General features: G+C 58.8%; 30 protein-coding genes. 15 read left to right on the top strand and 15 right to left on the bottom strand.

All coding sequences use genetic code 11. The features are described 5' to 3' along the window. Nucleotides 1-112: 112 nt before the first annotated feature. On the top strand, nucleotides 113-511 hold the full coding sequence (locus DXH95_RS00870; protein WP_115547598.1) for an MAPEG family protein: 399 nt from the start codon (nucleotides 113-115) through the stop codon (nucleotides 509-511). Between the two features lie 42 nt (nucleotides 512-553). Here DXH95_RS00870 and DXH95_RS00865 read toward each other — a convergent pair whose 3' ends face one another. Beyond that, complete coding sequence (locus DXH95_RS00865; protein WP_181883524.1) at nucleotides 554-1,234, bottom strand: MBL fold metallo-hydrolase; 681 nt, start codon at nucleotides 1,232-1,234, stop codon at nucleotides 554-556. A gap of 40 nt (nucleotides 1,235-1,274) precedes the next feature. After that, nucleotides 1,275-1,919, bottom strand: a complete 645-nt coding sequence (locus DXH95_RS00860) for a S24 family peptidase (protein ID WP_420822273.1) — start codon at nucleotides 1,917-1,919, stop codon at nucleotides 1,275-1,277. Nucleotides 1,920-2,049: 130 nt separating this feature from the next. Between DXH95_RS00860 and DXH95_RS00855 the strand changes: the two genes are divergently transcribed. Then, nucleotides 2,050-2,259 carry a hypothetical protein gene (locus DXH95_RS00855; RefSeq protein WP_115547596.1) on the top strand — a complete coding sequence of 70 codons (210 nt, stop codon included), beginning with the start codon at nucleotides 2,050-2,052 and terminating at the stop codon, nucleotides 2,257-2,259. Further along, nucleotides 2,256-2,561, top strand: a complete 306-nt coding sequence (locus tag DXH95_RS00850; RefSeq protein WP_115547595.1) for a hypothetical protein — start codon at nucleotides 2,256-2,258, stop codon at nucleotides 2,559-2,561. The genes DXH95_RS00855 and DXH95_RS00850 overlap by 4 nt, the downstream gene beginning before the upstream one ends. 3 nt (nucleotides 2,562-2,564) lie before the next feature. Here DXH95_RS00850 and DXH95_RS00845 read toward each other — a convergent pair whose 3' ends face one another. Beyond that, nucleotides 2,565-3,650, bottom strand: coding sequence for a hypothetical protein (locus DXH95_RS00845; RefSeq protein WP_147291658.1), 1,086 nt, complete (start codon nucleotides 3,648-3,650; stop codon nucleotides 2,565-2,567). A 47-nt stretch (nucleotides 3,651-3,697) separates the two neighbouring features. Beyond that, the gene (locus tag DXH95_RS00840) at nucleotides 3,698-4,921 is read right to left on the bottom strand and encodes a TIGR04063 family PEP-CTERM/XrtA system glycosyltransferase (RefSeq protein ID WP_115547593.1); all 1,224 of its coding nucleotides are present in this window, start codon (nucleotides 4,919-4,921) and stop codon (nucleotides 3,698-3,700) included. Nucleotides 4,922-5,043: 122 nt separating this feature from the next. Between DXH95_RS00840 and DXH95_RS00835 the strand changes: the two genes are divergently transcribed. The 7 genes from DXH95_RS00835 (at nucleotide 5,044) to DXH95_RS00805 (ending at nucleotide 10,617) form a co-directional block, all read left to right on the top strand. Then, nucleotides 5,044-5,223, top strand: a complete 180-nt coding sequence (locus tag DXH95_RS00835; RefSeq protein WP_115547592.1) for a hypothetical protein — start codon at nucleotides 5,044-5,046, stop codon at nucleotides 5,221-5,223. Then, entirely contained in the window at nucleotides 5,216-6,589 is a 1,374-nt protein-coding gene (locus DXH95_RS00830; RefSeq protein WP_115549311.1) for a putative O-glycosylation ligase, exosortase A system-associated, read from the top strand. Before DXH95_RS00835 ends, DXH95_RS00830 begins: the two co-directional genes overlap by 8 nt. Nucleotides 6,590-6,632: 43 nt before the next feature. Next, the gene (locus DXH95_RS00825) at nucleotides 6,633-7,805 is read left to right on the top strand and encodes a mechanosensitive ion channel family protein (RefSeq protein WP_115547591.1); all 1,173 of its coding nucleotides are present in this window, start codon (nucleotides 6,633-6,635) and stop codon (nucleotides 7,803-7,805) included. A gap of 126 nt (nucleotides 7,806-7,931) precedes the next feature. Next, nucleotides 7,932-8,390 carry a MaoC family dehydratase gene (locus DXH95_RS00820; protein WP_115547590.1) on the top strand — a complete coding sequence of 153 codons (459 nt, stop codon included), beginning with the start codon at nucleotides 7,932-7,934 and terminating at the stop codon, nucleotides 8,388-8,390. 122 nt (nucleotides 8,391-8,512) lie between these two features. After that, nucleotides 8,513-9,694 carry an acetyl-CoA C-acyltransferase gene (locus tag DXH95_RS00815; RefSeq protein ID WP_115547589.1) on the top strand — a complete coding sequence of 394 codons (1,182 nt, stop codon included), beginning with the start codon at nucleotides 8,513-8,515 and terminating at the stop codon, nucleotides 9,692-9,694. 1 nt (nucleotide 9,695) lies between these two features. Further along, nucleotides 9,696-10,289 (top strand): carboxymuconolactone decarboxylase family protein, encoded by a 594-nt coding sequence (locus tag DXH95_RS00810; RefSeq protein ID WP_115547588.1) that lies wholly within the window; start codon nucleotides 9,696-9,698, stop codon nucleotides 10,287-10,289. A gap of 34 nt (nucleotides 10,290-10,323) precedes the next feature. Continuing rightward, nucleotides 10,324-10,617, top strand: coding sequence for a putative quinol monooxygenase (locus tag DXH95_RS00805; RefSeq protein ID WP_115549310.1), 294 nt, complete (start codon nucleotides 10,324-10,326; stop codon nucleotides 10,615-10,617). 22 nt (nucleotides 10,618-10,639) lie between these two features. On the opposite strand, the gene dgcA is transcribed toward DXH95_RS00805, so the two are convergent. Together dgcA and DXH95_RS00795 are read right to left on the bottom strand one after the other, a co-directional pair. After that, a complete protein-coding gene (gene dgcA / locus DXH95_RS00800; RefSeq protein WP_115547587.1) occupies nucleotides 10,640-11,623 on the bottom strand; it encodes an N-acetyl-D-Glu racemase DgcA in 984 nt (327 codons plus the stop codon). Between the two features lie 57 nt (nucleotides 11,624-11,680). After that, nucleotides 11,681-12,919 carry a polyhydroxyalkanoate depolymerase gene (locus tag DXH95_RS00795; RefSeq protein WP_115547586.1) on the bottom strand — a complete coding sequence of 413 codons (1,239 nt, stop codon included), beginning with the start codon at nucleotides 12,917-12,919 and terminating at the stop codon, nucleotides 11,681-11,683. Nucleotides 12,920-13,070: 151 nt separating this feature from the next. Between DXH95_RS00795 and DXH95_RS00790 the strand changes: the two genes are divergently transcribed. Further along, nucleotides 13,071-14,870, top strand: coding sequence for an ABC transporter transmembrane domain-containing protein (locus DXH95_RS00790; RefSeq protein ID WP_115547585.1), 1,800 nt, complete (start codon nucleotides 13,071-13,073; stop codon nucleotides 14,868-14,870). Nucleotides 14,871-14,932: 62 nt separating this feature from the next. Here the strand turns inward: DXH95_RS00790 and DXH95_RS16360 are convergent, their stop codons facing one another. The 5 genes from DXH95_RS16360 to DXH95_RS00765 form a co-directional block, all read right to left on the bottom strand. Continuing rightward, nucleotides 14,933-15,334, bottom strand: a complete 402-nt coding sequence (locus tag DXH95_RS16360) for a GFA family protein (protein WP_115547584.1) — start codon at nucleotides 15,332-15,334, stop codon at nucleotides 14,933-14,935. 193 nt (nucleotides 15,335-15,527) lie between these two features. Then, nucleotides 15,528-15,983, bottom strand: a complete 456-nt coding sequence (locus DXH95_RS00780) for an ExbD/TolR family protein (RefSeq protein WP_115547583.1) — start codon at nucleotides 15,981-15,983, stop codon at nucleotides 15,528-15,530. A gap of 29 nt (nucleotides 15,984-16,012) precedes the next feature. Continuing rightward, nucleotides 16,013-16,558, bottom strand: coding sequence for an ExbD/TolR family protein (locus DXH95_RS00775; protein WP_115547582.1), 546 nt, complete (start codon nucleotides 16,556-16,558; stop codon nucleotides 16,013-16,015). Nucleotides 16,559-16,655: 97 nt separating this feature from the next. Next, nucleotides 16,656-17,423: a MotA/TolQ/ExbB proton channel family protein gene (locus DXH95_RS00770; protein WP_115547581.1), complete on the bottom strand. Its 768-nt coding sequence runs from the start codon at nucleotides 17,421-17,423 to the stop codon at nucleotides 16,656-16,658. A 77-nt stretch (nucleotides 17,424-17,500) separates the two neighbouring features. Then, nucleotides 17,501-18,160 (bottom strand): energy transducer TonB, encoded by a 660-nt coding sequence (locus DXH95_RS00765; protein ID WP_115547580.1) that lies wholly within the window; start codon nucleotides 18,158-18,160, stop codon nucleotides 17,501-17,503. A 259-nt stretch (nucleotides 18,161-18,419) separates the two neighbouring features. Here DXH95_RS00765 and DXH95_RS00760 point away from each other — a divergent pair, with 259 nt between their 5' ends. Further along, nucleotides 18,420-19,286, top strand: coding sequence for a hypothetical protein (locus DXH95_RS00760; protein WP_115547579.1), 867 nt, complete (start codon nucleotides 18,420-18,422; stop codon nucleotides 19,284-19,286). A gap of 6 nt (nucleotides 19,287-19,292) precedes the next feature. Here the strand turns inward: DXH95_RS00760 and DXH95_RS00755 are convergent, their stop codons facing one another. Genes DXH95_RS00755 through gluQRS form a run of 3 tightly spaced genes read right to left on the bottom strand, consistent with a single transcriptional unit; the run spans nucleotide 19,293 to nucleotide 21,077 of the window. After that, nucleotides 19,293-19,874, bottom strand: a complete 582-nt coding sequence (locus DXH95_RS00755; RefSeq protein WP_115547578.1) for a cob(I)yrinic acid a,c-diamide adenosyltransferase — start codon at nucleotides 19,872-19,874, stop codon at nucleotides 19,293-19,295. A gap of 10 nt (nucleotides 19,875-19,884) precedes the next feature. Then, nucleotides 19,885-20,115, bottom strand: coding sequence for an HIG1 domain-containing protein (locus tag DXH95_RS00750; protein ID WP_115547577.1), 231 nt, complete (start codon nucleotides 20,113-20,115; stop codon nucleotides 19,885-19,887). Nucleotides 20,116-20,171: 56 nt separating this feature from the next. Then, nucleotides 20,172-21,077, bottom strand: coding sequence for a tRNA glutamyl-Q(34) synthetase GluQRS (gene gluQRS, locus DXH95_RS00745; RefSeq protein ID WP_115547576.1), 906 nt, complete (start codon nucleotides 21,075-21,077; stop codon nucleotides 20,172-20,174). 112 nt (nucleotides 21,078-21,189) lie between these two features. On the opposite strand from gluQRS, the gene DXH95_RS00740 reads away from it, so the two are divergent. Then, a complete protein-coding gene (locus DXH95_RS00740) occupies nucleotides 21,190-21,774 on the top strand; it encodes an HNH endonuclease (protein WP_115547575.1) in 585 nt (194 codons plus the stop codon). 9 nt (nucleotides 21,775-21,783) lie between these two features. Here DXH95_RS00740 and DXH95_RS00735 read toward each other — a convergent pair whose 3' ends face one another. Then, nucleotides 21,784-22,200: a hypothetical protein gene (locus DXH95_RS00735; protein ID WP_147291657.1), complete on the bottom strand. Its 417-nt coding sequence runs from the start codon at nucleotides 22,198-22,200 to the stop codon at nucleotides 21,784-21,786. A gap of 230 nt (nucleotides 22,201-22,430) precedes the next feature. Here DXH95_RS00735 and DXH95_RS00730 point away from each other — a divergent pair, with 230 nt between their 5' ends. Continuing rightward, the gene (locus tag DXH95_RS00730; protein ID WP_115547573.1) at nucleotides 22,431-23,156 is read left to right on the top strand and encodes an SDR family NAD(P)-dependent oxidoreductase; all 726 of its coding nucleotides are present in this window, start codon (nucleotides 22,431-22,433) and stop codon (nucleotides 23,154-23,156) included. Nucleotide 23,157: 1 nt separating this feature from the next. Continuing rightward, nucleotides 23,158-24,663 (top strand): FAD-binding domain-containing protein, encoded by a 1,506-nt coding sequence (locus DXH95_RS00725; protein WP_115547572.1) that lies wholly within the window; start codon nucleotides 23,158-23,160, stop codon nucleotides 24,661-24,663. Nucleotides 24,664-24,666 lie beyond the last annotated feature (3 nt).

Raw genomic sequence — 24,666 nt, 5'->3', positions numbered from 1 at the left:
CACTCAAACACCCCGGTGCTGCGGATGAGCGGCGGCTATTAGCGATTTTTCTGCGCTTTGCAAGGTGCGACTTGGCTGTTAGCACCGCAATCGAACAACGGGAGGATATATAATGCTTGCACTACCTATCACGCTGACAATCGCCGCGGGTGCCGCGCTGGTCAATATCTGGCTGATGATCCGCTGCGGACAGGCGCGCACCAAGGGCGGCGTATCGATCGGCGACGGCGGCGACGAATTCCTGATCCGCCGCATGCGGGCCCACGCCAATTTCGTCGAAAGCGCGCCTTTCGTGCTGGTGTTAATTGCAGCGCTTGAAGCGACGCAGGGCAGCGCCAACTGGCTCTGGTATGTTGGTATCATCTACATCTTCGGCCGCCTCGCGCACGGCCTTGGCATGGACGGTGGGACTCTGGGCAAAGGCCGCATGGTCGGCACGCTTATCACCATGCTGACGTTGCTCGGTCTGGCAGGCTATGCGTTGTGGTGCGTGTATTCGAAGCTGGGGTGAGTACTCCGTCTCTCCCCTCTCGCGTGCGGGAGGGGATGCCCTTCAACTCAAAGCATAATCCGAGACATAAGCGTTGACCTTGCGTTCGTGGCCGAACTGGCTGGTAGGGCCGTGTCCCGGAATAAAAGTCACATCATCGCCCAGCGGCCATAGTTTCTGGGTGATCGAATCGATCAGTTTCTGGTGATTGCCGCGCGGGAAATCGGTGCGGCCGATTGATCCCTGAAACAGCACATCGCCGACAATCGCGAGACGGCTCGGCCCGTGGTAGAACACGACATGCCCCGGCGTGTGCCCCGGGCAGTGGATGACGTCGAGCGTCAGATTCCCGACGGTCACGGTATCGCCATCCTGCAGCCAGCGATCCGGCTCAAAGGTCTTGGCGTCCATCCCCCAGCGCTTGCCATCATCGTCAAGCTGCGCGATCCAGAAGCGGTCCTCCTCATGCGGGCCTTCGATTTTCAGGCCGAGTTCCTGCGCCAGCATGCCCGTCTGCCCGCAATGGTCGAGATGGCCGTGGGTCACGAGCAGTTTTTCCAGCTCGACACCGGTCTTCGCCACCGCATCCTTCAACTTGTGCAGATCGCCGCCCGGATCGACCAGCGCGCCCTTGTTGGTTTCGGTACACCAGAAAAGCGTGCAGTTCTGCTGCAGCGGGGTGACGGGGATGATGACCGCTTTTAGGGGCGGCTGCGTATTCATGCTAGATGTAACGTTCGACATGCAAACTATGTGGCGGCGTGCTGCGGCGAACGCAAGCCCTTCAAAGCCGCCGTCCCACCCAGACCACGCGGCCCACCACTTGCACCTCAACCGGATCACGATCAGGCCATGATGGATAAGCGGGATTATCCGACAGCACCGACAGCCGCCCGCCCGGGGCCCGCGCCAGTCGTTTGACCATCAGCACGCCGTCAATCCGGATAACGTGGATGCCGTCGCGCAGCGGCTTAAGCGCCGCGCCTTTATCGACCATGATGTCATCGCCATCACTCAGCACCGGCTGCATTGAATCGCCCTCGACCCGTATTAACGAGACATTTGCAGGCTCCACGCCGAGCTTGCGCAGCCACGCTTCGTCAAAGCCGACCTTTCCCGCGAGCGTCTCTCCCTCGGCCAGCGCCCCTGCCCCCGCCGATGCGCCAACCGCCAGCTTGGGGACCAGCTTTAATCCCCCGCGCTTCGCACCTTCCTCTTCCGGTGCACCCAATAGCTGCGGCGCGACGCCATAATAGCGCGCGAGGATGTTGCGTTCCCGCTCGGGCAGATGCTTGGGTGAGCCGCGCTTGATATACTGCTGGATATAGGCGGGGTTGCGCCCGATGAGGCGCGACAGCGACGAATAATCGTCACCATGCGCCTGTACCAGCCGATCAAGTTCGGCACGCGGATCGCTGTTTACCATCATTCTTCCTTAGCAATAGGATTTTTCCTAGACAAGTAGGATTTTTCCTACCAGCAATGTTCCTGTCACGTTCTCATCGATTCGTCGGTGGGAACAGCCGGAAAAGGGTGGTGCCTGATGGAAAGGAACGCAAATGCACATCAATCGGAAAATCGAACGATTCCTTCGGCTGCACGATATGGCACCGACGACATTCGGTCGAAGGGTCGCCCGCGACCCGCGGCTGGTATTGGACATGCGCAATGGCCGTTGTCTGCGCGCGGCCATGGTAACGCGCGCGGAGGCGTTCATGGCCGCCTATGTACGGCATCTGGATCTGTTGCAGATGAAGGAAGCGGCATGAATGGTTCGGTTACCCCATGCAATCTGGGCAAGGCATTAATCGCGCTGCTACCCGAAGCAGAGATGTTGAGCCGAAAAACCCAGGCATGGCACAGTGCGACCTTTTCCGGCGAACGCGTCGTGCTGACAATGAAACTTTCGGGCGCAAATTGCCGGTCGCGCGCGGCGGCCTTCGCCACGGCATTGCCCGACACGGAATTCGCCTTACGCCGTCAGCTTGTCGCGGACATTGCTGTGTGTAAAACTGTGATCGAAGACCAAAGCATTTTACTAACGATCGAAGCCTTGTTGCTCGACGATTGAGCCTTATCGGGTGCGGGCGTTCATTCGGTGCAGCGTCTCAAGTGCGGAGCGCAACGCGGCGTCGAGTTCTTCGGATTCGCCCTTAATCGGTGCGGGTTCCGGATCGACGGCTTCGAGCATAGGGCGCGATGCAACGGGCATTGGCTGAGATTCTGCTGACTGCGGTTCGACTTCTACCGCTTTGGCTTCGCGGATTGGCTGCACATTCGACACCGGGCGGTTGGCGACCAGCGCCTCCAGCCGGGCCAATTTGGCATCCCTTTCCGAAAGCGCAGATTCGAGACGCGTAACCATGTCAGCAAGCGACGCTGCCGAGTTGTCGGATTCAAGCGACGAAACGGGAGCCGCCACTTCGACCGGCTCCGCTGTTTCGGTCGATGCTACATCCTCAATGACAGCCTCAACCACATTTTCCGTCTCGACAATTTCCGTCTCGACAATTTCCGACACGGCAACGGGCTCGTTCGGAACAACATCTTCAACCCCATCGACCGCCGGGAGTAGTTGTTCAACCAAAGTCTCTTCAGCCTCTGCCGGATCAACCAGATCGCGCGTTGCCAGCAGCGGGCGGCGCGGTGGCGCATCGGGATGCGCATCACCGGAACGCAATTTGGGAAGATCTTCGAAATCGGTAATTCCGTCAGCACTGCGTCGCGCAGCAGCGAAGGCCGAAATACGATCGCGCAATCGGGACAGCAGCGAACCTTTTTCTGCTTCGTCGCCGTCAACTTCTGCCAATTCGGCTTCGGGAGACGGCTCAATCCAGACCGGTTCAGCTACGTCCTCTGCTTCGGCTTCAATTTCGGGTTGTGTAATGACCGACTGTTTCGGCCGCGCATTTTTGCGCAACAGCATCACTGTCAGCACGGCAAAGGTCAGCGCGCCAAAGGTAAAGGAAATCAGCGCCCGTGCGGTGTCGCCAAGCGGTGCAGCCGTTGCCGGAATCATTTCCGATACCCCGGTCGAACCGGTCAGCGTTTCCCAGATTCCCGTAGGTACAAACATTGCAGCAATCGCCGCAATGGCAGCACCACCCGTTGCCATGGCAACGGCTTGAGTCTGGTGATCGAGCTTCAACTTCGACTGCATAACTACCCTGTTTCCGTCGGGCTTCGTGTTACGGACCAGCCGCAACTTTACCCCTGTTTATCACGGCCTAACAGGAAATGGTAAACAGGATCGTAACGCATTATGTTCTTCTGCCAATTGCGTTCTTGCTCGACAAAAGCGCGCGCATCGGCCTTTCGCGCAGGCCACATCGACTTGTCCGAAAATAATGAGTCGATGGCCCTCGCCGTACCTATTGGATCGTCGGCGGGGAACAACGCCCCGGTAACGCTATCCTCGATCAGTTCGCGGTGCCCCCCCACATCGGAGGCTGCAACCAGCCGCCCCTGGGCCATCGCCTCCAAAGGTTTCAGAGGGGTCACAAGGTCCGTCAGCCGCATCCGCTTGCGCGGGTAAGCGAGGACATCGACCAGGCTATAATAACGCTCGACCTCTTCATGCGGAACGCGTCCGACGAAATGGATACGATCTGCGGCAGGTGAAGCTTCTGCCTGCGCGCGCAATGCCTTTTCCATCGGGCCGCCACCGACGAGCAAAAGGTGGGCGTCCTTTGCCGCACCATTCAGATGCGCCATCGCCGCGATCAGATCGTCAATGCCTTCATAGTCATAGAAACTGCCGATATAGCCGATGACATCCCTGCCCGTCAGGCCGAGCTCCACTGCAAATGCCTCGTCGCGCGGTGGAGGATTGCCGAATAATTCCATGTCGACACCGTTGGGCGAGACGAAAATCTTGCCCGCATCGAAACCCCGCGCAACCAGATCGGAGCGCAATCCCTCACAGATAACGGCCACCCGGTCAGCGCGCGCAACCACATGGTTTTCGAGTGCGCGGGTGAGCCGGTATTTGAGCGAGCCTTCGGTGCCGGTGCCATTCCCAACCGCCGCATCCTCCCAAAAGGCGCGGATTTCATAGACAAAGGGCAGCCCCAATTTTGCCGCAGCACGCGCGGCGGCCAGGCCGTTGAGTGCAGGCGAATGGGCGTGGACGATATCGAACGGCCATTCACGATGGACCTCGATAATGCGCCGCTCCAGCGCCAGGATTTCCCGCCATTCGCGCAATCCAGATGGGCCGGAAACGGATTGCGGCGTGCGAAAAAATTGCAGCCCTTCCGCCTCTTCAAGATCACCGTCGGGCAGCTTGCCATGCTGATATTGGCGTACCCCGGTGAGCCCGCGCACCTCCCAGCCCGCACCGATCTGCGATTTCAGGATCGCGCGTGTTCGGAAGGTATAGCCGCTGTGCAATGGCAGGCTGTGGTCAAGAACGTGAAGGATGCGAGGCATGGTCGCCCCATAGCGGCAATATATTTAACGCGCCGTCAACCCAAAGAAGCTAATGCTTTTCCTGATTTTTCAATTTCGAGCTATGTTCTGCACCAGCGGAACAGGCAGGGATCTAACGCCGGATGATCGACAATTTCTCGATAGCGCTGAGCCATGGCCTGCTTTTGCTCGCCTTCTGGTTGCTCACCCGGCGCGAGGATCTCGATCGCGAACCGCCGCCCGAACCCGATGCCGAACCGCAGGGCTTTGGCGCTGCACGACGCAAACATGCAAACCGCAAAGGCGCGCCAACCGATGCGTGACCTGTTTTTCGTCGGCTATCTGGGGCTGCTGATGCTGATGGCATTCAAGCGGCCATTTCTGTTCACATTGGTCTATGCCTATATCGATATCATCGCGCCGCAGCGGTTGAGCTATTTCCTGCTCAATTCGATTCCGCTCTCGCTGATCCTGTTCGCTTTGGCGTTCCTTGGCTTTCTGGTCAGCGATGATAAACGCGATGTGCGTGTATCGCCACGCTGGGCACTGCTACTCGTGCTGCTCGCCTATTGCGGATACTCCACCACCGTCGCGGTCGAACCTTTGGCCGCGCAGGAAAAATGGAGCTGGGTGTGGAAGGCGCTGGTTTTTGCTGCCTTCCTGCCGCTGCTTCTAAAAACAAGGCTCCGCATTGAGGCGCTGGCGCTCACGCTGGTACTCTGTGCTTCGGCACTGATCGTCACAGGCGGAATAAAGACTGCGCTTGGCGGAGGTGGCTATGGCTCGCTCGTGCTGCTGATTAATGACAATTCCGGGCTTTATGAAGGCAGCATCATCAGTTGCGTGGCGATCGCCATCATCCCACTGATAGTCTGGCTGGCGCAGCATGGCACCATCTTCAAACCCGACTGGAAGGTGAAGACCTATGCCGCAGCACTCACGCTCGCCGCGCTGCTGATCCCAGTCGGCACACAGGCACGCACCGGGCTGGTCTGCATCGCTGTGCTCGCGCTGCTGTTCATCCGTCAGACAAAGCGGCGGTTTCTTTATCTGACCGGCGCCGCTCTTGTCGGGCTTGCCGCGATACCCTTCATCCCATCCGCTTTCTCGGATAGGATGGAAACGATCAAAGACTATAAGACCGACGAATCCGCATCAACGCGGATTGCCGTGTGGAAATGGACGTGGGAGTTCGTAAAGGAACATCCCTTTGGCGGTGGATTTGACGCCTATCGCATCAACAAGATCCGCTATGACCTGCCCGTCGTCGATGAAAATGGCTTCGATACCGGAGCCGTCGATCGCCGCGAAATTGTCGACCAGGGCCGCGCCTACCATTCGAGCTTTTTTGAAATGCTGGGCGAACAGGGTTTTCCCGGCCTGATCATCTGGCTGCTGATCCATGTCGGCGGGGTGTGGCGGATGGAAATCGTTGCCCGCATGTACAAGAGACGCAATCGGCCGGACGAAGGCTGGGTAGCGCCACTGGCCACAGCGCTGCAAAATGCGCAGATCATCTATCTGGTCGGTTCGCTGTTCGTCGGCATCGCCTTTCAGCCCTTTGTGTATATGCTGGTTGCGATGCAGCTGGGTCTGGACACATATCTCGCGCGAAGGCGTAACGAAGCGGCGTGGACGCCGATACGTAAGCAGCGCTTGAAGGCAAAAGAGATAAGCCCGACGACCTGACTGGGCCTTGCCGTTAACAGGGTGGCCGGTTAGGGTTGCCGCCATGACTGCACCGCTTCCCAAAATTCCCGACGATCCAGTTGCCGCGATCGGCGAACGCCTCAATCATTATGCAGAGGTCGTCACCATCTGGGTGCGCGGAAATATTGCCGAACTGACCGTCGCCGTAATTGCCGCGACTTTGGTGTATCTGTTGCTGAGCTGGCTCAAAGGCCGCGCTGCCAAGATCGCGCGCGAAAGCGAAGACCGCTCCGCGATGACCTCAATCATCGCGCGGACTTTGGCGCGCACGGGCAAGTTCTTCCGCATCATGGTCGCGGTCGAACTGGTCAACGGCTATGCCAATGCGCCCGTACAACTGGCGCGCACCATCGACGTGCTCTTCACTATTGCGGTTGTCCTGCAGGTTGCGATCTGGCTGCGCGAAATCGTCATCGGCCTTATCGAGCGCCGCGCCAATGAAAGTGGCGGTGAGCATGAGACGTTGCAAAGCGCGATGGTCCTTATTCGCTTGCTGGTCAGCTTTGCGGTGTTCGCGATTGCAGCGATCGTCATCCTCGACAATCTGGGGGTCAATGTCACCGGTCTGATTGCGGGCCTTGGCGTTGGCGGTATCGCCATCGGCCTTGCGGCGCAGGGTATCTTCTCCGATCTGTTCGCGGCGATGTCGATCATCTTCGACCGCCCGTTCAAACGCGGCGACACCATCACTTATGACACCACAACCGCGCGGGTCGAACGGATCGGGATGAAGAGTACCCGCCTGCGCGCGCTGACCGGTGAGGAAAAGATCATCTCGAATGCCAAGCTGCTTGAGAAGGAGATCACCAACAATACCCAGTCGGTCTATCGCCGGGTCAATTTCCTGATCAGTCTAGTTTATCATACCAGCCCCGAAACCGCAGAACGCGTGCCTCTTTTGCTGCGCGAAATTGTCGAAGCGCAGGGGGCTGAATTCATTCGCGGCGGGTTTCACACCTTCGCCCCCAGCTCGCTCGACTTCCAATTGGTCTTTGATGTGCAGAGCGAGGATGTCGACGAGATGTTCAAAGCCCGCCACACCATCGGGCTGGGTATAGCCAAACGCTTTGCCGAAGAGGGAATCGAGTTCGCCTATCCGACGCAGACGACCTATACGGCGGCACCCGATGGCACCTTGGTCATGCCCTATTCAACGCCAGCAAAAGCGGAGTCGACACCCCGCAAAAAGACATGATTCGCGCTTTACTTTAGGCTTTGCGATGAAGTGACGTAGGGTCAGCGGGGGAAAACCGCTGCACTCTTGTCAAGCCGCCCTGAAAGGCGCAAAACCGCGCGCAAATCCACCAACAAGGAGCAGGATATGAGCGGAGTAACACCTGCCGAACTCGCAGGCCGGGTCGGCGAAGTCATCGGTAGTTCGGATTGGATGCTGGTCGACCAGGATATGGTCAACAAATTCGCCGATGCGACCGGCGACCACCAGTTCATCCACGTCAACGAAGAAATGGCAAAGATGACGCCGTTCGGCGGCACCATCGCACACGGTTTTCTCTCGCTCTCGCTGCTGCCCGTGTTGATGGCGAAATCGACCTGCCCCAAAATCGATGGCGTCAAGATGGGCGTCAACTATGGCGGCAACAAAACCCGCTTCCTGTCGCCCGTGCGCGTCGGCAAGCGCGTGCGCGCCCATTTCAAGCTGCTTGAGCTGGAGGAGAAGCGCCCCGGCCAGTGGCAGCAGACCATCGAATATACGCTCGAGATTGAAGGCCAGGAAAAGCCCGCCTGCATCGCCGAGTGGATCACCCAGTTTTTCGTATAAAAGCTTAGCCGTCGCCCCTGCGCAGGCAGGGGCCGCAGGAGGTGTCTCCGGCGAATATGGCTTAAACCGACATCGGCCCCTGCCTGCGCAGGGGCGACGTGAACGTCGAAAGGAATTCTCCCATGCGTGACGCAGTAATCGTTTCCACCGCCCGTACCCCGCTGACCAAGGCAGCGCGCGGCGCATTCAACAACACCACCGGCGCAACGCTCGGTGCCTATTCGATCAAGGCCGCTGTCGAGCGTGCTGGTCTCGAAGGCGGCGAAATCGACGACGTTGTGATGGGCACCGCTGCCCAGCAGGGCTCGACCGGCGGTAACGTCGCCCGCCTCGCCGCGCTGCGCGCAGGCCTTCCGGTCACCGTCCCCGCTATGACGATCGACCGTCAGTGCTCATCGGGCCTGATGACCATTGCGACCGCTGCCAAGCAGATCCTGGTCGACAATATGGACATCTGTGTCGCCGGTGGACTCGAAAGCATCTCCAAAGTGGTTGGCAGCGGCAAGATGTTTGTCGAGCCCGACCGCGAGCTGCTCGAAATGCACCCGCATATCTACATGCCGATGATCGGCACCGCCGAAGTCGTCGCCAAGCGCTACAATATCAGCCGCGAATATCAGGACGAATATTCGCTCCAGTCGCAGCAACGCACCGCCGCCGCGCAAGCTGCGGGCAAGTTCGATGATGAAATCATCGCCTGCACTGCCACCATGGCTGTGGTGAACAAGGAGACAAAGGAAGTCAGCTATCAGGAAGTCACCGCCAACAAGGACGACTGCAACCGCCCCGACACCACGCTCGAAGGGCTTGCGAGCCTGAAGCCAGTGATGGGCGAAGGCCACACCATCACCGCCGGCAACGCCAGCCAGCTCTCGGACGGTTCGTCGGCCTGCGTGCTGATGGAAGCCAAAATTGCCGAAAAGCGCGGCCTGACCCCGCTGGGCCGCTATGTCGGCATGGCTGTCGCTGGCACCGAGCCCGACGAAATGGGCATCGGCCCGGTCTTCGCGATCCCCAAACTGCTCGAACGCTTCAACCTGAAGATGGACGATATCGGCCTTTGGGAACTGAACGAGGCTTTCGCCGTGCAGGTGCTGTACTGCCGCGACAAGCTCGGCATTCCTGATGAACTGCTCAACGTCAATGGCGGCTCGATCTCGATCGGCCACCCCTTCGGTATGACCGGCGCCCGCTGCACCGGCCACGCACTGATCGAAGGCAAGCGCCGCGGTGCGAAATATGCCGTGGTCACCATGTGCATCGGCGGCGGCCAGGGTGCTGCCGGTCTGTTCGAAGTCCTCTAACATGCGGTTGTCGGCGCCTCGCATTGCCCCCGTCGATCTCGAAAAGATCGATGATGAGCAGCGCGAGGCTCTGGCACCCATAGTCGAGGCCGCAAAGGATGTGACCCGTTCCGGCGGGCACATCCTCAACATTTTCCGCACCATGGTCCACGCACCCAAGGCGCTCACCGCCTTTCTGGCATGGGGCGGTTACATGTTATCGCGGCGCAACAGCCTGTCTGAGCGCGACCGCGAACTGGTGATCCTGCGCGTCGGCTATAATTGCGCGTCGGGCTATGAATTCACCCAGCACACCCGCATCGGGCTTGATGCCGGGCTGACCGAAGCTGAAATCGAAGCCATCAAGGCTGGACCCGACGATCCGTCATGGAACGAGGCGGACCGCGCCATGCTGCGCGCGACGGATGATCTCACCCGCGATTTCCACGTCAGCGATGCCAGCTGGGCTGCCCTGTCCTTCTTTAGCGACAAGCAGAAGATGGATCTGGTGATGACCGTTGGCCAATATACCCAGGTATCGATGATGCTGAACAGCTTTGGCGTGCAGCTCGACCCCGGGCAGGAACTGGATCCGGCGCTCGACGGCCGGAACTGAATCCGAATTTCCAAAACAAGAGAGAGGAATGCAAATGGCAGGAATTGGAGTAGTCGCGACCCTGACCGTCGCAGAAGGCAAGAACGCCGAATTTGAAGCAATCTTCACCGAACTCGCCGCGCAGGTTCGCGCCAATGAACCGGGCAATCTGTTCTACACGCTCACCCGCTCGCGCGCCAATGGTCAGGTCTATCGGGTGCTTGAAGCCTATGCCGATCAGGCCGCGCTCGATGCGCATGGCAAGACCGACTATTTCCGCGCCGCTGGCCCCAAGCTCGGCCCTTGCCTGGCGGGAGCGCCCGAGATCGAGTATCTTGACGCGGTTTGAACTGAAATTCGATCCTGCCGGTTCACGTCGGCAGGATCATTCCCTTATCAAAGCGGAATCCATCTTCTCGATCTTCGGCTAGCAAGATCGGTCCGTCCAGATCGACCCATTGGACACCCTGCGCGACAAGAAAAGCAGGTCCGATACCCAAGCTGGTCGAAAGCATGCAACCGACCATCAACTTCAGCCCGCGCGTTTCGGCTTCCCTCGCCATCACCAATGCTTCGGTCAATCCACCAGCCTTGTCGAGTTTGATGTTGATGCCGTCATAATAGCGGGCGCATAGCTCCAGATCGGCGCTCGATTGGCAACTTTCATCGGCGAGGATGGGCAAAGGCGATGTCACGCCTTCAAGCAAGGCATCCTGCCCGACCGGAACGGGCTGCTCGATCATCTCGACACCCAGCGCCGCCAGTGCCGTCGCCTCCGCTTCAATATCAAGCGCAGCCCAGCTTTCATTGGCATCGACGATCAGCCGCGCTTGGGGTGCGCCTTTCCGCACGGCGGCGACCCGCTCCCGATCGCCCTCGCCAGTCAGTTTTAGTTTCAAAAGGCCAAAGCCACGCGCCACCGCGCCTGCGGCATGGCTTTCCATGACATCGGGATCGCCGAGCGAGATAGTGAAGGCTGTCGGCAAAGCCCGTGGAGCCTCGTTCAGTCCCGCAAGCCGCCACAATGGCTGACCACTGGCTTTGGCCTCCAGATCCCACAGCGCACAATCGAGCGCATTGCGCGCAGCGCCGGGGGGCAGCAAAGTCTGCACTGCCGCCCGCGCCTCGCGCACATCCAACGATTCCAGTATCTCGATTAGCGCTTCAATCTGCGTCAGGCAGCTTTCGGCGCTTTCGCCATGATAGTAGATCGCGGTGGCCTCACCCAGCCCCACATGCGCGCCGTCGCTGGCCGCGGCGACCAGCACATCAACATGGGTCCTGGATCCGCGCGAAATGATGAACTGACCGGCGACCGGCCAGCGTTCAATGGCTGCACTAATGCGAAGACTCAATCGCCCCTCCCCCAATCAGGCTTGGTACAGGGGTTTGGGCAATAGAGCCGCGATTGTCTAGCCGTTGTGCGAGAGGATCCAGTCTTCAACAATCGGTGCAATCTTCTCACGCCATTTGCTGCCGTTGAAGATGCCATAATGGCCGACTTCGGGGGCCATATGATATTGTTTCATCGCATCCGGAAGGCCGGTTGCGATCGTCAAAGCCGCCTTGGTCTGGCCGATGCCGCTGATATCGTCCCGTTCGCCCTCGATTGCTAGCAGTGCAATATCGTCAATCGCGCCCGGATCGACCAGCTTGCCACGATAGTTGAACTCGCCCTTGGGCAACAGATGCCTCTGGAACACGGTATCGACGGTCTGCAGATAGAATTCGGCGGTCATGTCGCAGACAGCGCGATATTCGTCGTAGAAATCCTTGTGCCGGTCAGCACTCTCACCATCGCCTTCGACGAGGTTCGAGAACATCGACCAGTGGCTGATCATGTGATTGCCCAGGTTCATCGACATGAAACCGGAGAGCTGCAGCCAGCCCGGATAGACGCGGCGTCCAGCGCCCTTGTAATAAGGCGGTACAGTCGCAATCACATTGTGCACGAACCAGTCATGCGGGCGACGGGTCGCATGATCGTTGACCGCAGTCGGCGCTTCGCGCGTGTCGATCGGTCCGCCCATCATGGTCAGCGTACGCGGGCGCAACGGGTGCTTGTTTGCACTCATAATAGCCGCGGCGGCATAGGCCGGGACCGACGGCTGGCAGACCGCGAGCATATGCGCACCGCGACCACCGGCATCGGGGCCGATGAATTCGAGCCATTCGATCAGATAGTCGATATAGCTTTCAAGGTCGAAGCCGCCGCCGGTCAGCGGCACATCGCGCGCGTCTTTCCAGTCGGTGATATAGACATCATGCGTCGGCAGCATCCGCTCGACAGTACCGCGCAGCAACGTCGCAAAGTGGCCCGACATAGGCGCACAGATCAGCAGCTTGGGCTTGCTCTCGCTGCCTTCATAGGTGAAGTGCTTGAGCTGGCCAAAGGGTTTGCGCGCGACATTATGTTCCTCGACCGGCAGATGCTTGCCGTCGATTTCGACGACCTTGAGATCAAAAGCTGGCTTGCCGCGCGGCATCACCGAATGGGCGAACACGTCGAGCGCAGAGGCGGTGACCGAGGTCAGATTGCCATAGTTCAAAGGCGAATTGGTGAAATTGTTGAGGAAATCCGCCTGTTTCTGGGCGATCCAGCCAGCACTGGCCAGAAAGCCGCGCTGGATATCGTAACCGGTGTAGAGCATCTATGCGTCCCCGAATGTCGTGCGCCCGGAAAATCGGGCATCCTGTTTCGCCGATCAACATAGGCATTTATTGTGCATTGCACCATAGAAAATCGAGCTTAGCCAATTCTCTGCGATTGTGACGCTTCGCCACGCCTGCTAGGCGGCTGGAATGACTGACAATGCCCTTGAGCAAACAGCAGAAGCGCAAACCGTCGCGCCGATAGATAAGCCTGCAAACAAACGCCTGTCTAATCTGGGTATGATCTGGAAACATGCAGTGCGCTATCCAAAGCAGATTGTCTTTGCGGCACTGGCTTTGCTCGTGGCTGCAGGGGCGACTTTGGCGATCCCTATGGGGTCAAAATATGTGATCGATAACGGCTTTGCGCAGGATGGGGGTAATGTAGCCCCTTATTTCCAGATTTTGCTGGCTATTGTCGTCGTTCTCGGCCTTGCGACAGCCTTCCGCTTCTATTTTGTCAGCTGGCTGGGTGAACGCGTCGTCGCCGATATCCGCGTTGCAGTACAAAGTAACCTGTTGCGCCTCGCGCCGCGATTCTTTGAAGAAAACCGCCCCGCCGAAATCGCGAGCCGCATGACATCGGATACTGCGATTATCGAGCAAGTAGTCGGTACGACGGTATCGGTCGCTTTGCGTAATGTCGTCATCGGAGTCGGCGGTATCGCATTACTGTTCAGCATGGCGCCCAAGCTAACCGCGATTTTGCTTTTCGGTATCCCGCTGGTGGTGTTTCCCATCGTCTATATGGGGCGGCGGCTGGAAAAGGCTTCGCGCAGTAGCCAAGACCGGGTGGCCGATATAGGCACCATCACCTCGGAATCGCTCGGCGCTCTCAAAATCGTGCAGGCCTTCGGACAGGAAAGCCGCGAGCAGCAGCGCTTTTCCGATGCGGTCGAGAACACTTTCACGGCCGCGAAGAAGCGAATCCGCATCCGCGCATTGATGACCGCGATTGTCATCGCATTGATATTTGGCGCGATTACCATGCTGGTTTGGGAGGGCACCGAACAGGTCGCCGCCAAAACCATCACCAGCGGCACGATCATGGCGCTGGTGCTTTATGGCGGGTTGGTCGCCGGGGCTTTCGGGGCGCTTTCCGAGGTCTATGGCGACCTTGTGCGCGCGGCAGGGGCATCAGCGCGATTGGCCGAGCTGATGCAGGAAGTGCCAGATATTGCACCGCCAGCAAATCCGGTGGCGATGCCCGCGCCGCGAGGGCAAATCGAGTTCCAGAATGTCAAATTCCGCTATCCGACCCGGCCGGAGGTTGCCGCGCTTAGCGATTTCAGCCTGAAGATTTTGCCCGGGGAAACGGTTGCGGTGGTCGGGCCTTCGGGTGCGGGCAAATCGACCTTGTTCCAGTTGGCTCAGCGTTTTTACGATCCAGAATCGGGCACCGTGCGGATTGACGGCGTAGCCCTGACTAGCGCCGATCCGGCCGAATTTCGCCAGCGTATGGCGCTGGTCCCACAGGACACCGTGCTTTTCGCGGCCTCCGCGCGCGACAATCTGCGCTACGGCAACTGGCTCGCCGATGATGCCGCGATCTGGGGTGCGGCGGAACAGGCCAATGCCGGCAATTTCCTGCGCGAACTGCCGCAGGGCCTAGATACCTATCTGGGAGAAGGCGGTGCGCGGCTTTCGGGCGGCCAACGGCAACGCATTGCCATCGCCCGGGCGCTGCTGCGCGATGCACCGATCCTGCTGCTAGACGAGGCCACCAGTGCATTGGACGCCGAGAGCGAGCGGCTGGTGCAGGATGCGCTCGAGCATCTTATGGAAGGCCGCACCACGATCGTTATCGCTCACCGCCTGGCAACGGTGCGCAAGGCGGACCGCATCATCGTGATGGACGAAGGTCGCATTGTGGAGGAAGGCACACATGATGCCTTAAGCAAAGCTGGCGGGCTCTATGCACGACTAGCGAGTTTGCAATTTGATGCTTGATCCAATTGCCTTCGAGCAGGTTCGTATGGCTGCCTTCGCCAGGTAGGTGGAAGCATATTCAATCAATCCACGCGGGCCCTTGGGAAATGCTGCGTAGCCGTTGAAATTTCGACCCATGGGTGACGCCTGTCTTCCCAAACCGAACGGATTGGCTGCATCATATGCGCGTCGTCAAACAAGCCTATCGGGATACCAGTTACGTCAGGATTTTTAGTGCCTCGCATGAAAACGGTAGTGCCGCATTCCTCGCAGAAGAATTGATCGAAGGTTCCGCCAAGGTCTGTGGGGCGCGTAAACTGCTTTGACGCGCCTTCAATGTTAACCTGATCATGGGGGTAATAAGCGGCTTCACCAAAGGGGGAACCTGTCCGCTTTTGGCAAGCTATGCAATGGCAGACTACAATGGATGATGTTGGTCCGGGCACGGTCACGTGCAACTGTCCACATTGACAAGAAGCCTTCATGACCTTGGGCTATCACAATGGTTGCGACCGGGCAATCTTGCCAGTTTTTGTTTGAGTCTGCTTTCGACGTGCCCGCGCACCAACCCCTACAGCGACGGTCTTACCAGAAACAGTCGTCCAAATGATCGCTGGACTTGAACACAAAAAAAGGGCGGCACAATGGCCGCCCCTAAATGTCGATTGCCTGTTTGGATCAGTTGCCAGGAACGGCAGACTTTCCAAAGACGCGATATTGTTCGTTTCCGACGAAACCGAATTTGGTGATGCCGCTCCGCTTCACCACGGCCAGCGTCTGGTCGACAATGTCGTACATCGCGGTCGGGGCGGGCTGGAACTGCAATTCGGGTTCCGGGCTCATTGATTTGGTCTGAACGAGATACTGCTCGATCTGGTCCAGCGAAGACGGCGTGCCGTTCCACTGGATTTCATTGTTCGGCATGATCACGATCTTGTTGACCACCGGATCGATCAATTCTTCCGGCGGCGGCTGGTTCGGATCCTGCACCGGCAGGTCGATGTTAACAGCGTGCGATACGGGAGGGATGGTGATCATCAGCATGATGAGGAGAACGAGCATGACGTCAATCAACGGCGTCGTGTTCATTTCCATCATCGGCTGGCCATCATCCTTGCCACCACTCATTGCCATGATTTTTGCTCCTTAAAACTAGGATCGGCTTACTTGGCCGAATCGAGCGGCGGGAAAGGCGAAGAGATGAAGCCGACACGGGCAAAGCCCGCCATCTGCATCGAATAGATCGCACCACCAATGCAGCGATAAGGCGTATTCACGTCACCGCGAATATGGGCCTCGGGCAGCATGTCGGGGGTAATCGCGCCGGATTTCGCCGCTTCTTCACCACCCAGTGCATCAAATTCACGCTTCAGATGCTTCGCCGCACGATCGACCAATTCGGTCGAATCGACGGGCGTCACATTCCAGTAGATACGGCATTCGCCGCTTGGGCTTGCACCCTGATATGCATCTGATCCCGGTTCATTACCGCTTACGTCGGTCGTTGTCACCGACAGCAAAACATTTTCACGCTTCGCCTTGGTCGGTTCGAACTGAACGACCGGAAGCTCCATCTTGACTGTCTGGATGGCCACCGGAATTGCGATAAGGAAGACGATCAGAAGCACCAGCATCACGTCCACGAGCGGTGTCGTGTTGATGTCTGACATTGGCGTGTCATTGCCGCCGCCTCCAGAACTGATTGCCATTTACTATTCCTCTCTGACTGCTTGCATTCCAGTCCAGCATTCGGACTGGCGCTATAAACGGGGTGCGGGCCGCCGTAACGGGCGGCCCTGACCCGCCTTACTTCTTTACAGCAGCGGCCGGAGCAGCAGCAGGCTTGGCAGCCGGTGCAGCCGAAACTGCAGGCTTCACCTTGCCGCCCGAAGTGATGTAGCCGAGAACGTCGTTCGAGAACGATGCCAGGCTACGGGCGATGGTCTTGTTACGCGCCTGCAGCCAGTTATAGGCAAGCACCGCAGGAACAGCGACGAACAGACCGATGGCGGTCATGATCAGAGCTTCACCAACCGGACCGGCGATCTTGCCGATGTCGGCCTGACCAGCGATACCGATTTTAATCAGCGCCGAGTAGATGCCGATAACGGTACCGAGCAGACCCACGAACGGAGCGGTCGCGCCCACGGTCGCGAGGAAGGCAAGGCCGCCCGAAAGCTTGTTGTTGATCGATTCTTCTGAACGCGACATCGCGCCGTGCAGCCAGTCATGGGCTTCAACGGGATCGGTCAGCAGGCCATGCTGCTTCTGCGCCGAGATGCCGTCGTCGACGAGCTGGCGGAATGCGCTGTTCTTGTCAAGCTTGGCAGCGCCTTCTTCCAGGCTGTTGGCGCGCCAGAAACCGGCTTTCACCTGCTTGGCCTGGTTCAAAACCTTCTGCTGCTCGATAAGCTTGGTGAACATGATGTAGAACGAGAAAACTGACATGATCACCATCACGCTGAAGATTGCCCAGCTAATAGGGCCGCCTTCGTTCAGTGCGGGGATGAGGCCGAATTTTTGTGCGGCGGCGGCTTCGTTAGCAGCGGCTGCAGTGAGAATTGCAATCGACATTTGTACTTCCTCTCAAATTCAAAAATCTAAGGTCATAGAACACCCGGCGTCAGTGCTCCCAGTCGCCGGGCCAGAAATTACTTCGGTATCTGCCAACGGACGCGGCTGGACCACGAACCCGATGTGGGATTACCACTGCTATCCAGTGCTGGATCAAAGCGGCCACGACGCTGGATGTTCTTGCAGGTCGCATCGTCAAGATCGGCATGGCCGCTGGAAGACGTGATCGAGCAAGATTGCACACGACCATCTGGACCCACGGTTACGCGGAAGCCGGTAGTACCTTCGCGTTCCTGCTGCAAAGCACGCGACGGATAGTCGTTGGTATTCGCCCAGTTGCCCGGATTACCCTTTGGAATCGGGTTCGGGCGCTTGGCGACCGGCGGAGGCGGTGGCGGAGCGGCAGGCGCAGGCGGAGCTGCAGTCGGCACGATCGGCGCGGCCGGTGGAGGTGTGTCCACAGTCCGTACGGTCGGGGGAGGCGTAACCGTTGTCACGAGCGGCGGCGGCGAGACGACGGGCGGCTCGATCTGCTTTTCCGGCTCTGGCGGCGGTTCCTCTTCAGGTGGTTCTTCTTCCTTCACGTCGACGACGTTCAGCTTTGCCTTGACCTGTTGTACCGCCTCATAAGCAAGACCGGTAACCAACGCATAGCCAAGGAAAGCGTGAAGGAGCGCGACGATGATGATCGAGACCAGGCGGCTCGAACTCATTCCATCTTGATCAGCATATGCCATGCGGAAACTACTCTCCTACTTTCCCCAAAACGCGCGGACCGCTCGGCAAGCGTCACAAAACTAGAAGCCACCCAACTGGTCAGCGCTATTGAAATCTTTTTTAACGGCTGATTCCGCCATCGTCTTAGCGAGGCCCAAAAGCGCAGGCAATCCGGATTCTGCGATTAATCCGCAATTCATCGGCCTTGCCCCAGTTCAAAGCGATGAATAGGAATGTCATCGCAGCGTGCGTTGAGCCAATTTGCGAAGGAATCCCAAGGTGAAGACAGCGATAACCATCAAAGTGGCGACGGCCTGTGCCTTGCTGTTGTCGACACCGCAGTTATCGGCCCAAAACACCGTCAGTTCGGCTTTTGCCGTTCCTGCCCAAGGCGGTTCCTATGCCGATGTCGCCGATCTGGTGGTTCAGTCACCGCTGATTCTTGATGCCCAGATACGCAAGGTTACAAAACTGCCTGAAACCCAGACCGTCGGCGTCCCGGTTACGCTGCAGCGCGTATTGGTAGTAGCTGACGTCGCGTCGCTAATCCGGGGCAGCGACGGATTTGCCGCGCAAGCCCGCTTCCTTCTCGACATACCCAAGGACGCCAAAGGCAAAATACCCAAGCTGCAAAAGCGTCGTTATTTCCTGTTGGGATCCAAAGTTGCCGGTCGTCCCGGCGAATTGCGGCTCGCACGGCCTGACGCGCTGGTCGAATGGAGCGCGGAAAATGACGCTATATTGCGCGCGATAACCCGCGAAGCCGTCCAGTTGGAGGCACCGCAAGCGATAAATGCGATAACCGGCGCATTTCACAGCCAGGGCTCGATCCTGGGGGAAGGTGAAACCCAGATATTCCTGCGCACCAGCAACGGGCAGCCCATCTCTATTTCTATCCTGAGCCGCCCGGGCCAGGCCAAGCGCTGGGCCGTCTCCACCGGCGATGTTATCGATGAATCGGCCATCGCCCCGGCGCGCAACACGCTGCTGTGGTATCGACTGGCATGCAGTCTGCCGCGGGCGCTCGACGCCAAGCTGGTGGAAAGCGGCAATGCCGCCGACATCGGGCGAGCACAGGCGGACTATCGGTTTGTCATGGATTCGCTTGGGCCCTGCGGGCGAACGCGACAGCAGGCAGGCGCGTGATAGGCTCTAACGCGACGCGCCAGGCACCCACAATATGTCACCGCCCCGATCCTTGTTGATCAGACGGCAGAGTACAAACAGATAGTCGGACAACCGGTTGAGATAGGTCGTCGCCAGCGGATTGATGGCCTCACCAGCCGCCGCCGATACCAGCGCCCGTTCGGCCCGGCGTGTGACCGCACGCGCCAGATGCATCGCCGCCGCTGCCTCGCTGCCGCCTGGAAGGATGAAGCTGGTCAGTGCAGGGAGTTGCTCATTGGCGGCATCAATCGCCGCTTCCAGCCAGTCGATCTGCGCTAGAACGATACGCAGCGTCATTTCTCCCGGCGTGAAATCATCCCCCGGGGTTGCGATGTCGGCGCCCAAATCAAACAGGTCGTTCTGAATGCGGCGCAATCCCGAGACCAGTTGCGCTTCTCCGCCGCCGCGCTCCAATGCGGCGATGGCAATGCCAAGCGCGCTGTTGGCTTCGTCGACTTCGCCAATTGCGTGCATCCGCGCATCGGCCTTTGACCGGCGCGAGCCATCTACAAGCCCGGTTGTACCGTTGTCACCGGTGCGTGTGTAAATCTTGTTGAGCTTGACCATCCCGGCGGCTTTAGTTCGCGAACGCCCCGCCAATGACGATAATCGCGACCAGAGCGACAGCTATCGCCTGATATTTGACGCGCGCGAACATCATTTGATTCTGTTTGCCAAGCGAACGGGGAATGCCGTTTTCGTCGACATCGTTCGGATCCATCTTGGCAAAGGCCTGAAGTCCGCGAACGACCGAATAAACCACAAATCCCATAACGATGATCAGGGCGATGATAAGTAAGGCGGCCATTGTCTTTATCCTTGGTTTGCGCTGTCGCTATATCGTTTCGGCGCGGCGGGTTGCATCTAGGCGTTGGACCGGGCGATGCCAAGCGGAAGCTTTCCTTGCCGCACTTGCTCAATCAGCGCGATACCGGAAATGCCCTCTGCGCGCAATTCGGCAAGCGGTTGCGACAAACGCGACTTTGCCAGCTTTTCGCCTTTTTCATCCAGCAGCAGGGGATGATGCCAGTAGAGGGGTTCTGCCAGCGCGAGCAGCGCCTGCAAAATGCGGTGGATTGTCGTATAGGCAAACAGGTCCAGCCCGCGCACCACATGGCTGATACCATCCGCAGCATCATCGAGCGTTGCCGCCAAATGGTAACTGGCGGGTGCATCCTTGCGCCACACTATGACATCGCCGAACTGCATGGGGTCTGCCTGCTGCGGCCCGGCGACCAGATCGGTCCAGCTTAGTGGGCCTGTTTGCCCGACTGCAGCCGCCATATCGAGCCGCCAGCAAAAGTCGCCCTGCCCGTGGCGTCTGCCCCGGCACGTTCCTGGATAGACCGGGCCGTCGGGGCCATGACGCACCGGTTTATGCTTCAGCGCTTCGGCAATTTCACTGCGGGTGCACCAGCAGCGATAGACCAGCCCCATTGCCTTCAACTGTTCCAGCGCGGCCGCATAGGCGCCAATCCGCTGGGACTGGTAAATCACCTCCCCGTCATGCTGCAATCCAAGCCACTGCATATCCTCGATGATCGCGGCGACATGCTCCGCCCGGCTGCGGGTGCCGTCGATATCCTCAATCCGCAGCAGGAATTTGCCGCCAAAGGCACGGGCAAAATCATGCGCGCACATCGCCGAAAAGGCATGGCCGACATGCAACCGACCGTTGGGGCTGGGTGCAAAGCGGGTGGCCACGACCTGCTGTGGTGCAAATGTAATGCCTGCTATTTTACCCACAGAATTACCATATATGGTGTCCATTGCCCCCTTGACGTCAATTTATGCCGCCATAATCTGCCTTATGTCAAAATGCTGTAACTTCCTTGGGAGAGGGAAGAAACAGTGTTAAAAGCATGGGGAGAGGGTTCGAGGCATGTACCACGCCGGATCATTCCAAGCTGCAGAGCGGGCACGACATCCCGATAATTGTCCTGCGCTTGTCCTGAACGCTGACTATACCCCGCTCAGCTATTATCCATTGAGCCTCTGGCCCTGGCAAACCGCGATCAAGGCGGTGTTCCTCGAAAAGGTCGATATCGTCGCCAGCTATGAACGCCATGTTCACAGCCCAAGCCGTGACATGCAGATCCCCTCGGTCATTGCGCTGCGCCAATATGTGAAGCCCAGCGAGCATCCGGCCTTCACCCGGTTCAACCTGTTTTTACGCGACAAGTTTGAGTGCCAATATTGCGGCTGCACTGACAATTTGACCTTTGATCATATCGTCCCGCGCCGTCTGGGCGGGCGGACAAGTTGGGAAAATGTCACCACCGCTTGCCTGCCGTGCAACCTGAAAAAAGGCGGGCGCACACCTGCGCAGGCACATATGCAGCTACGCATGGCGGCGATCCGCCCGACCAGCTGGCAATTGCAGGATCGCGGCCGCGGCTTCCCACCCAATTATCTTCACGATAGCTGGCGCGACTGGCTCTATTGGGACATTGAGCTGGAAGCCTGAGCGACAGGCTCAGCTGGCGTACATTCCGGTCGGCACTGCGGTGCAACGGAAATAGAGATGCGCATCCCAGCTATCGACCGGTTTACCGTCGAACGATTCCATATCCCATTTCAATTTGCTGCGGATCAGCGACAGTTTGAATTTGGCTGTCCCGCTGTCTTGCCCTTCGGGTGAGCCGTCTATTCCGACCGCAGCGGTAATCCGCCAAACCTGTTTACCGAGTTTTTCGATCCGCTTTGGCTGATAGAAATTGCCTTCACCATATTCGGCATAGCTGTGCAGCATATTGGCGCTGATGACTTCGGCGCCGACAAGCTGCATATAAGCATCTTCATTGTCTGCCTGCATTGCGGCCAAATACGCCTTGCACTGTGCGCGCCCTTCGCCGTCATCGGTCATCCAGATGCCTTGGACCGCATTGGGCAAGAGGGAGATTCTGGCAGCGGCAAGGGGCCCGGCAAGCGAACCGAACATGAGAATGGCGGCAGTCAAACGTTCGACGTTTCGCATTGAAGTAACTCACTTTCATTGGTTTCGAACCGGATTAGCCCGCAAGGCGCGGCTTATCCAATGCTAATCGGAGGTAGTTGCTTTTATCGCATCCACAGCGTTTCTCCCGAATTGCCGTGCGCGACGTGGTACGACATCTGCATCCGATGCACTTACCGCCCGCACCAGGTCTGAATGCCTGCATTTTTGGAGCAAGCGGCGGTATCGGCGCGGCGTTTGTTCGCCAGTTGCAAGCCCAACCGGAAATAGCCTGTGTTCATGCGGGAGCGCGTTCGAACATCGATGGCAACCCAAAAGTTCGGCCTTTCGCTTTCGACCTGAACGATGAAGCGAGCATCGCTGATGCGGCCATCACCATCGGTTCTCCGGATCTGGCGATTGTCGCCACCGGTATGTTGCATTCGGCCAGTATCCAGCCCGAAAAGAGCCTGAAAATACAAACGCCGGAGGCGTATGCAGCCGCCTTTGCGGTCAATACAATCGGCCCCGCGTTGATTGGAAAGCATCTGCTACCCCGCCTGCCTAAAGATCGGCGCAGCGTCTTTGCGGTCCTTTCCGCCCGCGTCGGTTCAATCTCAGATAACCGGCTGGGCGGTTGGCATGCATATCGGGCATCCAAAGCGGCGCTCAATATGATCGTGCGCAACTTCGCCATCGAAATGGCGCGCACCCATCCTCAGGCGATCATCGTCGCGCTGCACCCCGGCACTGCTGACACTGCGCTGTCGCAGCCATTCCAGCGCGGGGTAGCGGAAAACAAATTGTTCACCCCGGATTATGCTGCGGGGCGGATGCTCGACGTGCTGGCCGGGCTGACCCCCGAAGAGAGCGGCCACCTGTTCGCATGGGATGGCGAGAGGATCGCCTTCTGACATGCTGCAGGTCGTCTGGTTCAAACGCGATTTGCGGCTGGAGGATCATGCGGCCTTGTGCGCGGCGGCGATCCGCGACCGTATCTTGCCGCTGGTTATCGTCGAACCCGATTATTGGCGGCAGCCCGATGTTTCGGCACGGCAATGGAATTTCTGGCGGGCCTGCATCACCGATCTGGGCGAGGCCATAGCCGCAAAGGGCGGGCGGCTTTGCATCCGGGTCGGAGACGCGGTGAGTGTGCTGTCCGCAATCAAGGCCGAACACGGCCCCTTCGTGCTGCGCGCGCATGAGGAAACCGGTAACGAATGGACCTTTGATCGCGACAAGGCCGTCCGTCGCTGGTGCAAGACAGAGGGTATCGCGTTCGAGGAAAACCGGCAGTTCGGCGTCTGGCGCGGGCGAAAGGTCAACCGCGATCGCTGGGCGCAGGCTTGGGACCGGATGATGGCGATGCCAGCGCAACCTGTCCCCCCATTGTTGATGTGGGAGCGGAGCGTGACCGATAATCTGCCGGACGCAGCAGAACTGGGTCTGACAGAAGACGGCGTGCAAGTGGTTCCCCTGGCTGGCCGTGCTCAAGCCCTCGCCACGCTGCACAGCTTCCTGCACGAACGCGGCGAACATTATACCCGCGAAATGTCGTCGCCACTTAGTGGGGAAACCGCTTGCTCGCGATTGTCATGGCATCTGGCCTATGGTTCGCTCTCGATCCGCGAAACCCTGCAAGCGGCGCAGGCGCGCTATCGTGAACTGCCTCTATCGGAAAAGGCGTGGCGGCAATCGCTGCGCAGCTTCATCGCGCGGTTGCACTGGCACTGCCATTTCATCCAGAAACTCGAAAGCGAGCCCGAGGCCGAATATCGCCCGATGGCGCGCATCTATGACGGGCTGCGTCCGCGTCCGGCTGATGCAGCCAAATTGGCGGCGTGGAGCGAAGGCCGCACCGGCTATCCCTTCATCGACGCCGCCATGCGTTATCTGAACGCCACCGGCTGGATCAATTTCCGCATGCGCGCGATGCTCATGAGTTTTGCGAGCTACGATCTGTGGTTGCACTGGCAGGAAAGCGGCCTCGTGCTCGCGCGCAAATTCATCGATTACGAACCCGGCATCCACTGGCCGCAATGCCAGATGCAGGCGGGCGAGACGGGTATCAACACCATACGCATCTATTCCCCGGTGAAGCAGGGATATGACCAGGACCCGACGGGCGTCTTCATCCGCCGTTGGCTGCCCGAACTGGCGGATGTGCCCGATGCCTGGCTGCACGAACCATGGAAACTGACGGAGGAGGACAGGGAGCGACTGTGCCCCGATTATCCAGATCGAATCGTCGACCATGCGGCTGCGGCCAAGTTCGCCAAGGATGCGATTTATGCGCTACGCCGCAAGCCCGAAGCGCGCGCCGAGGCCAAAGCGGTGGTCCAGAAACATGGCAGCCGCAAACGCACCGCCGACCGCAAGCGTGCGGGTGTGAAGGCCGACCAGTTGAAACTGGCGCTCTGACCC

Origin of the sequence: Sphingorhabdus pulchriflava (assembly GCF_003367235.1) — a bacterium.
Classification (GTDB): Bacteria; Pseudomonadota; Alphaproteobacteria; order Sphingomonadales; family Sphingomonadaceae; genus Sphingorhabdus_B; species Sphingorhabdus_B pulchriflava.
This window is presented reverse-complemented; position numbering and strand designations above follow the sequence as displayed.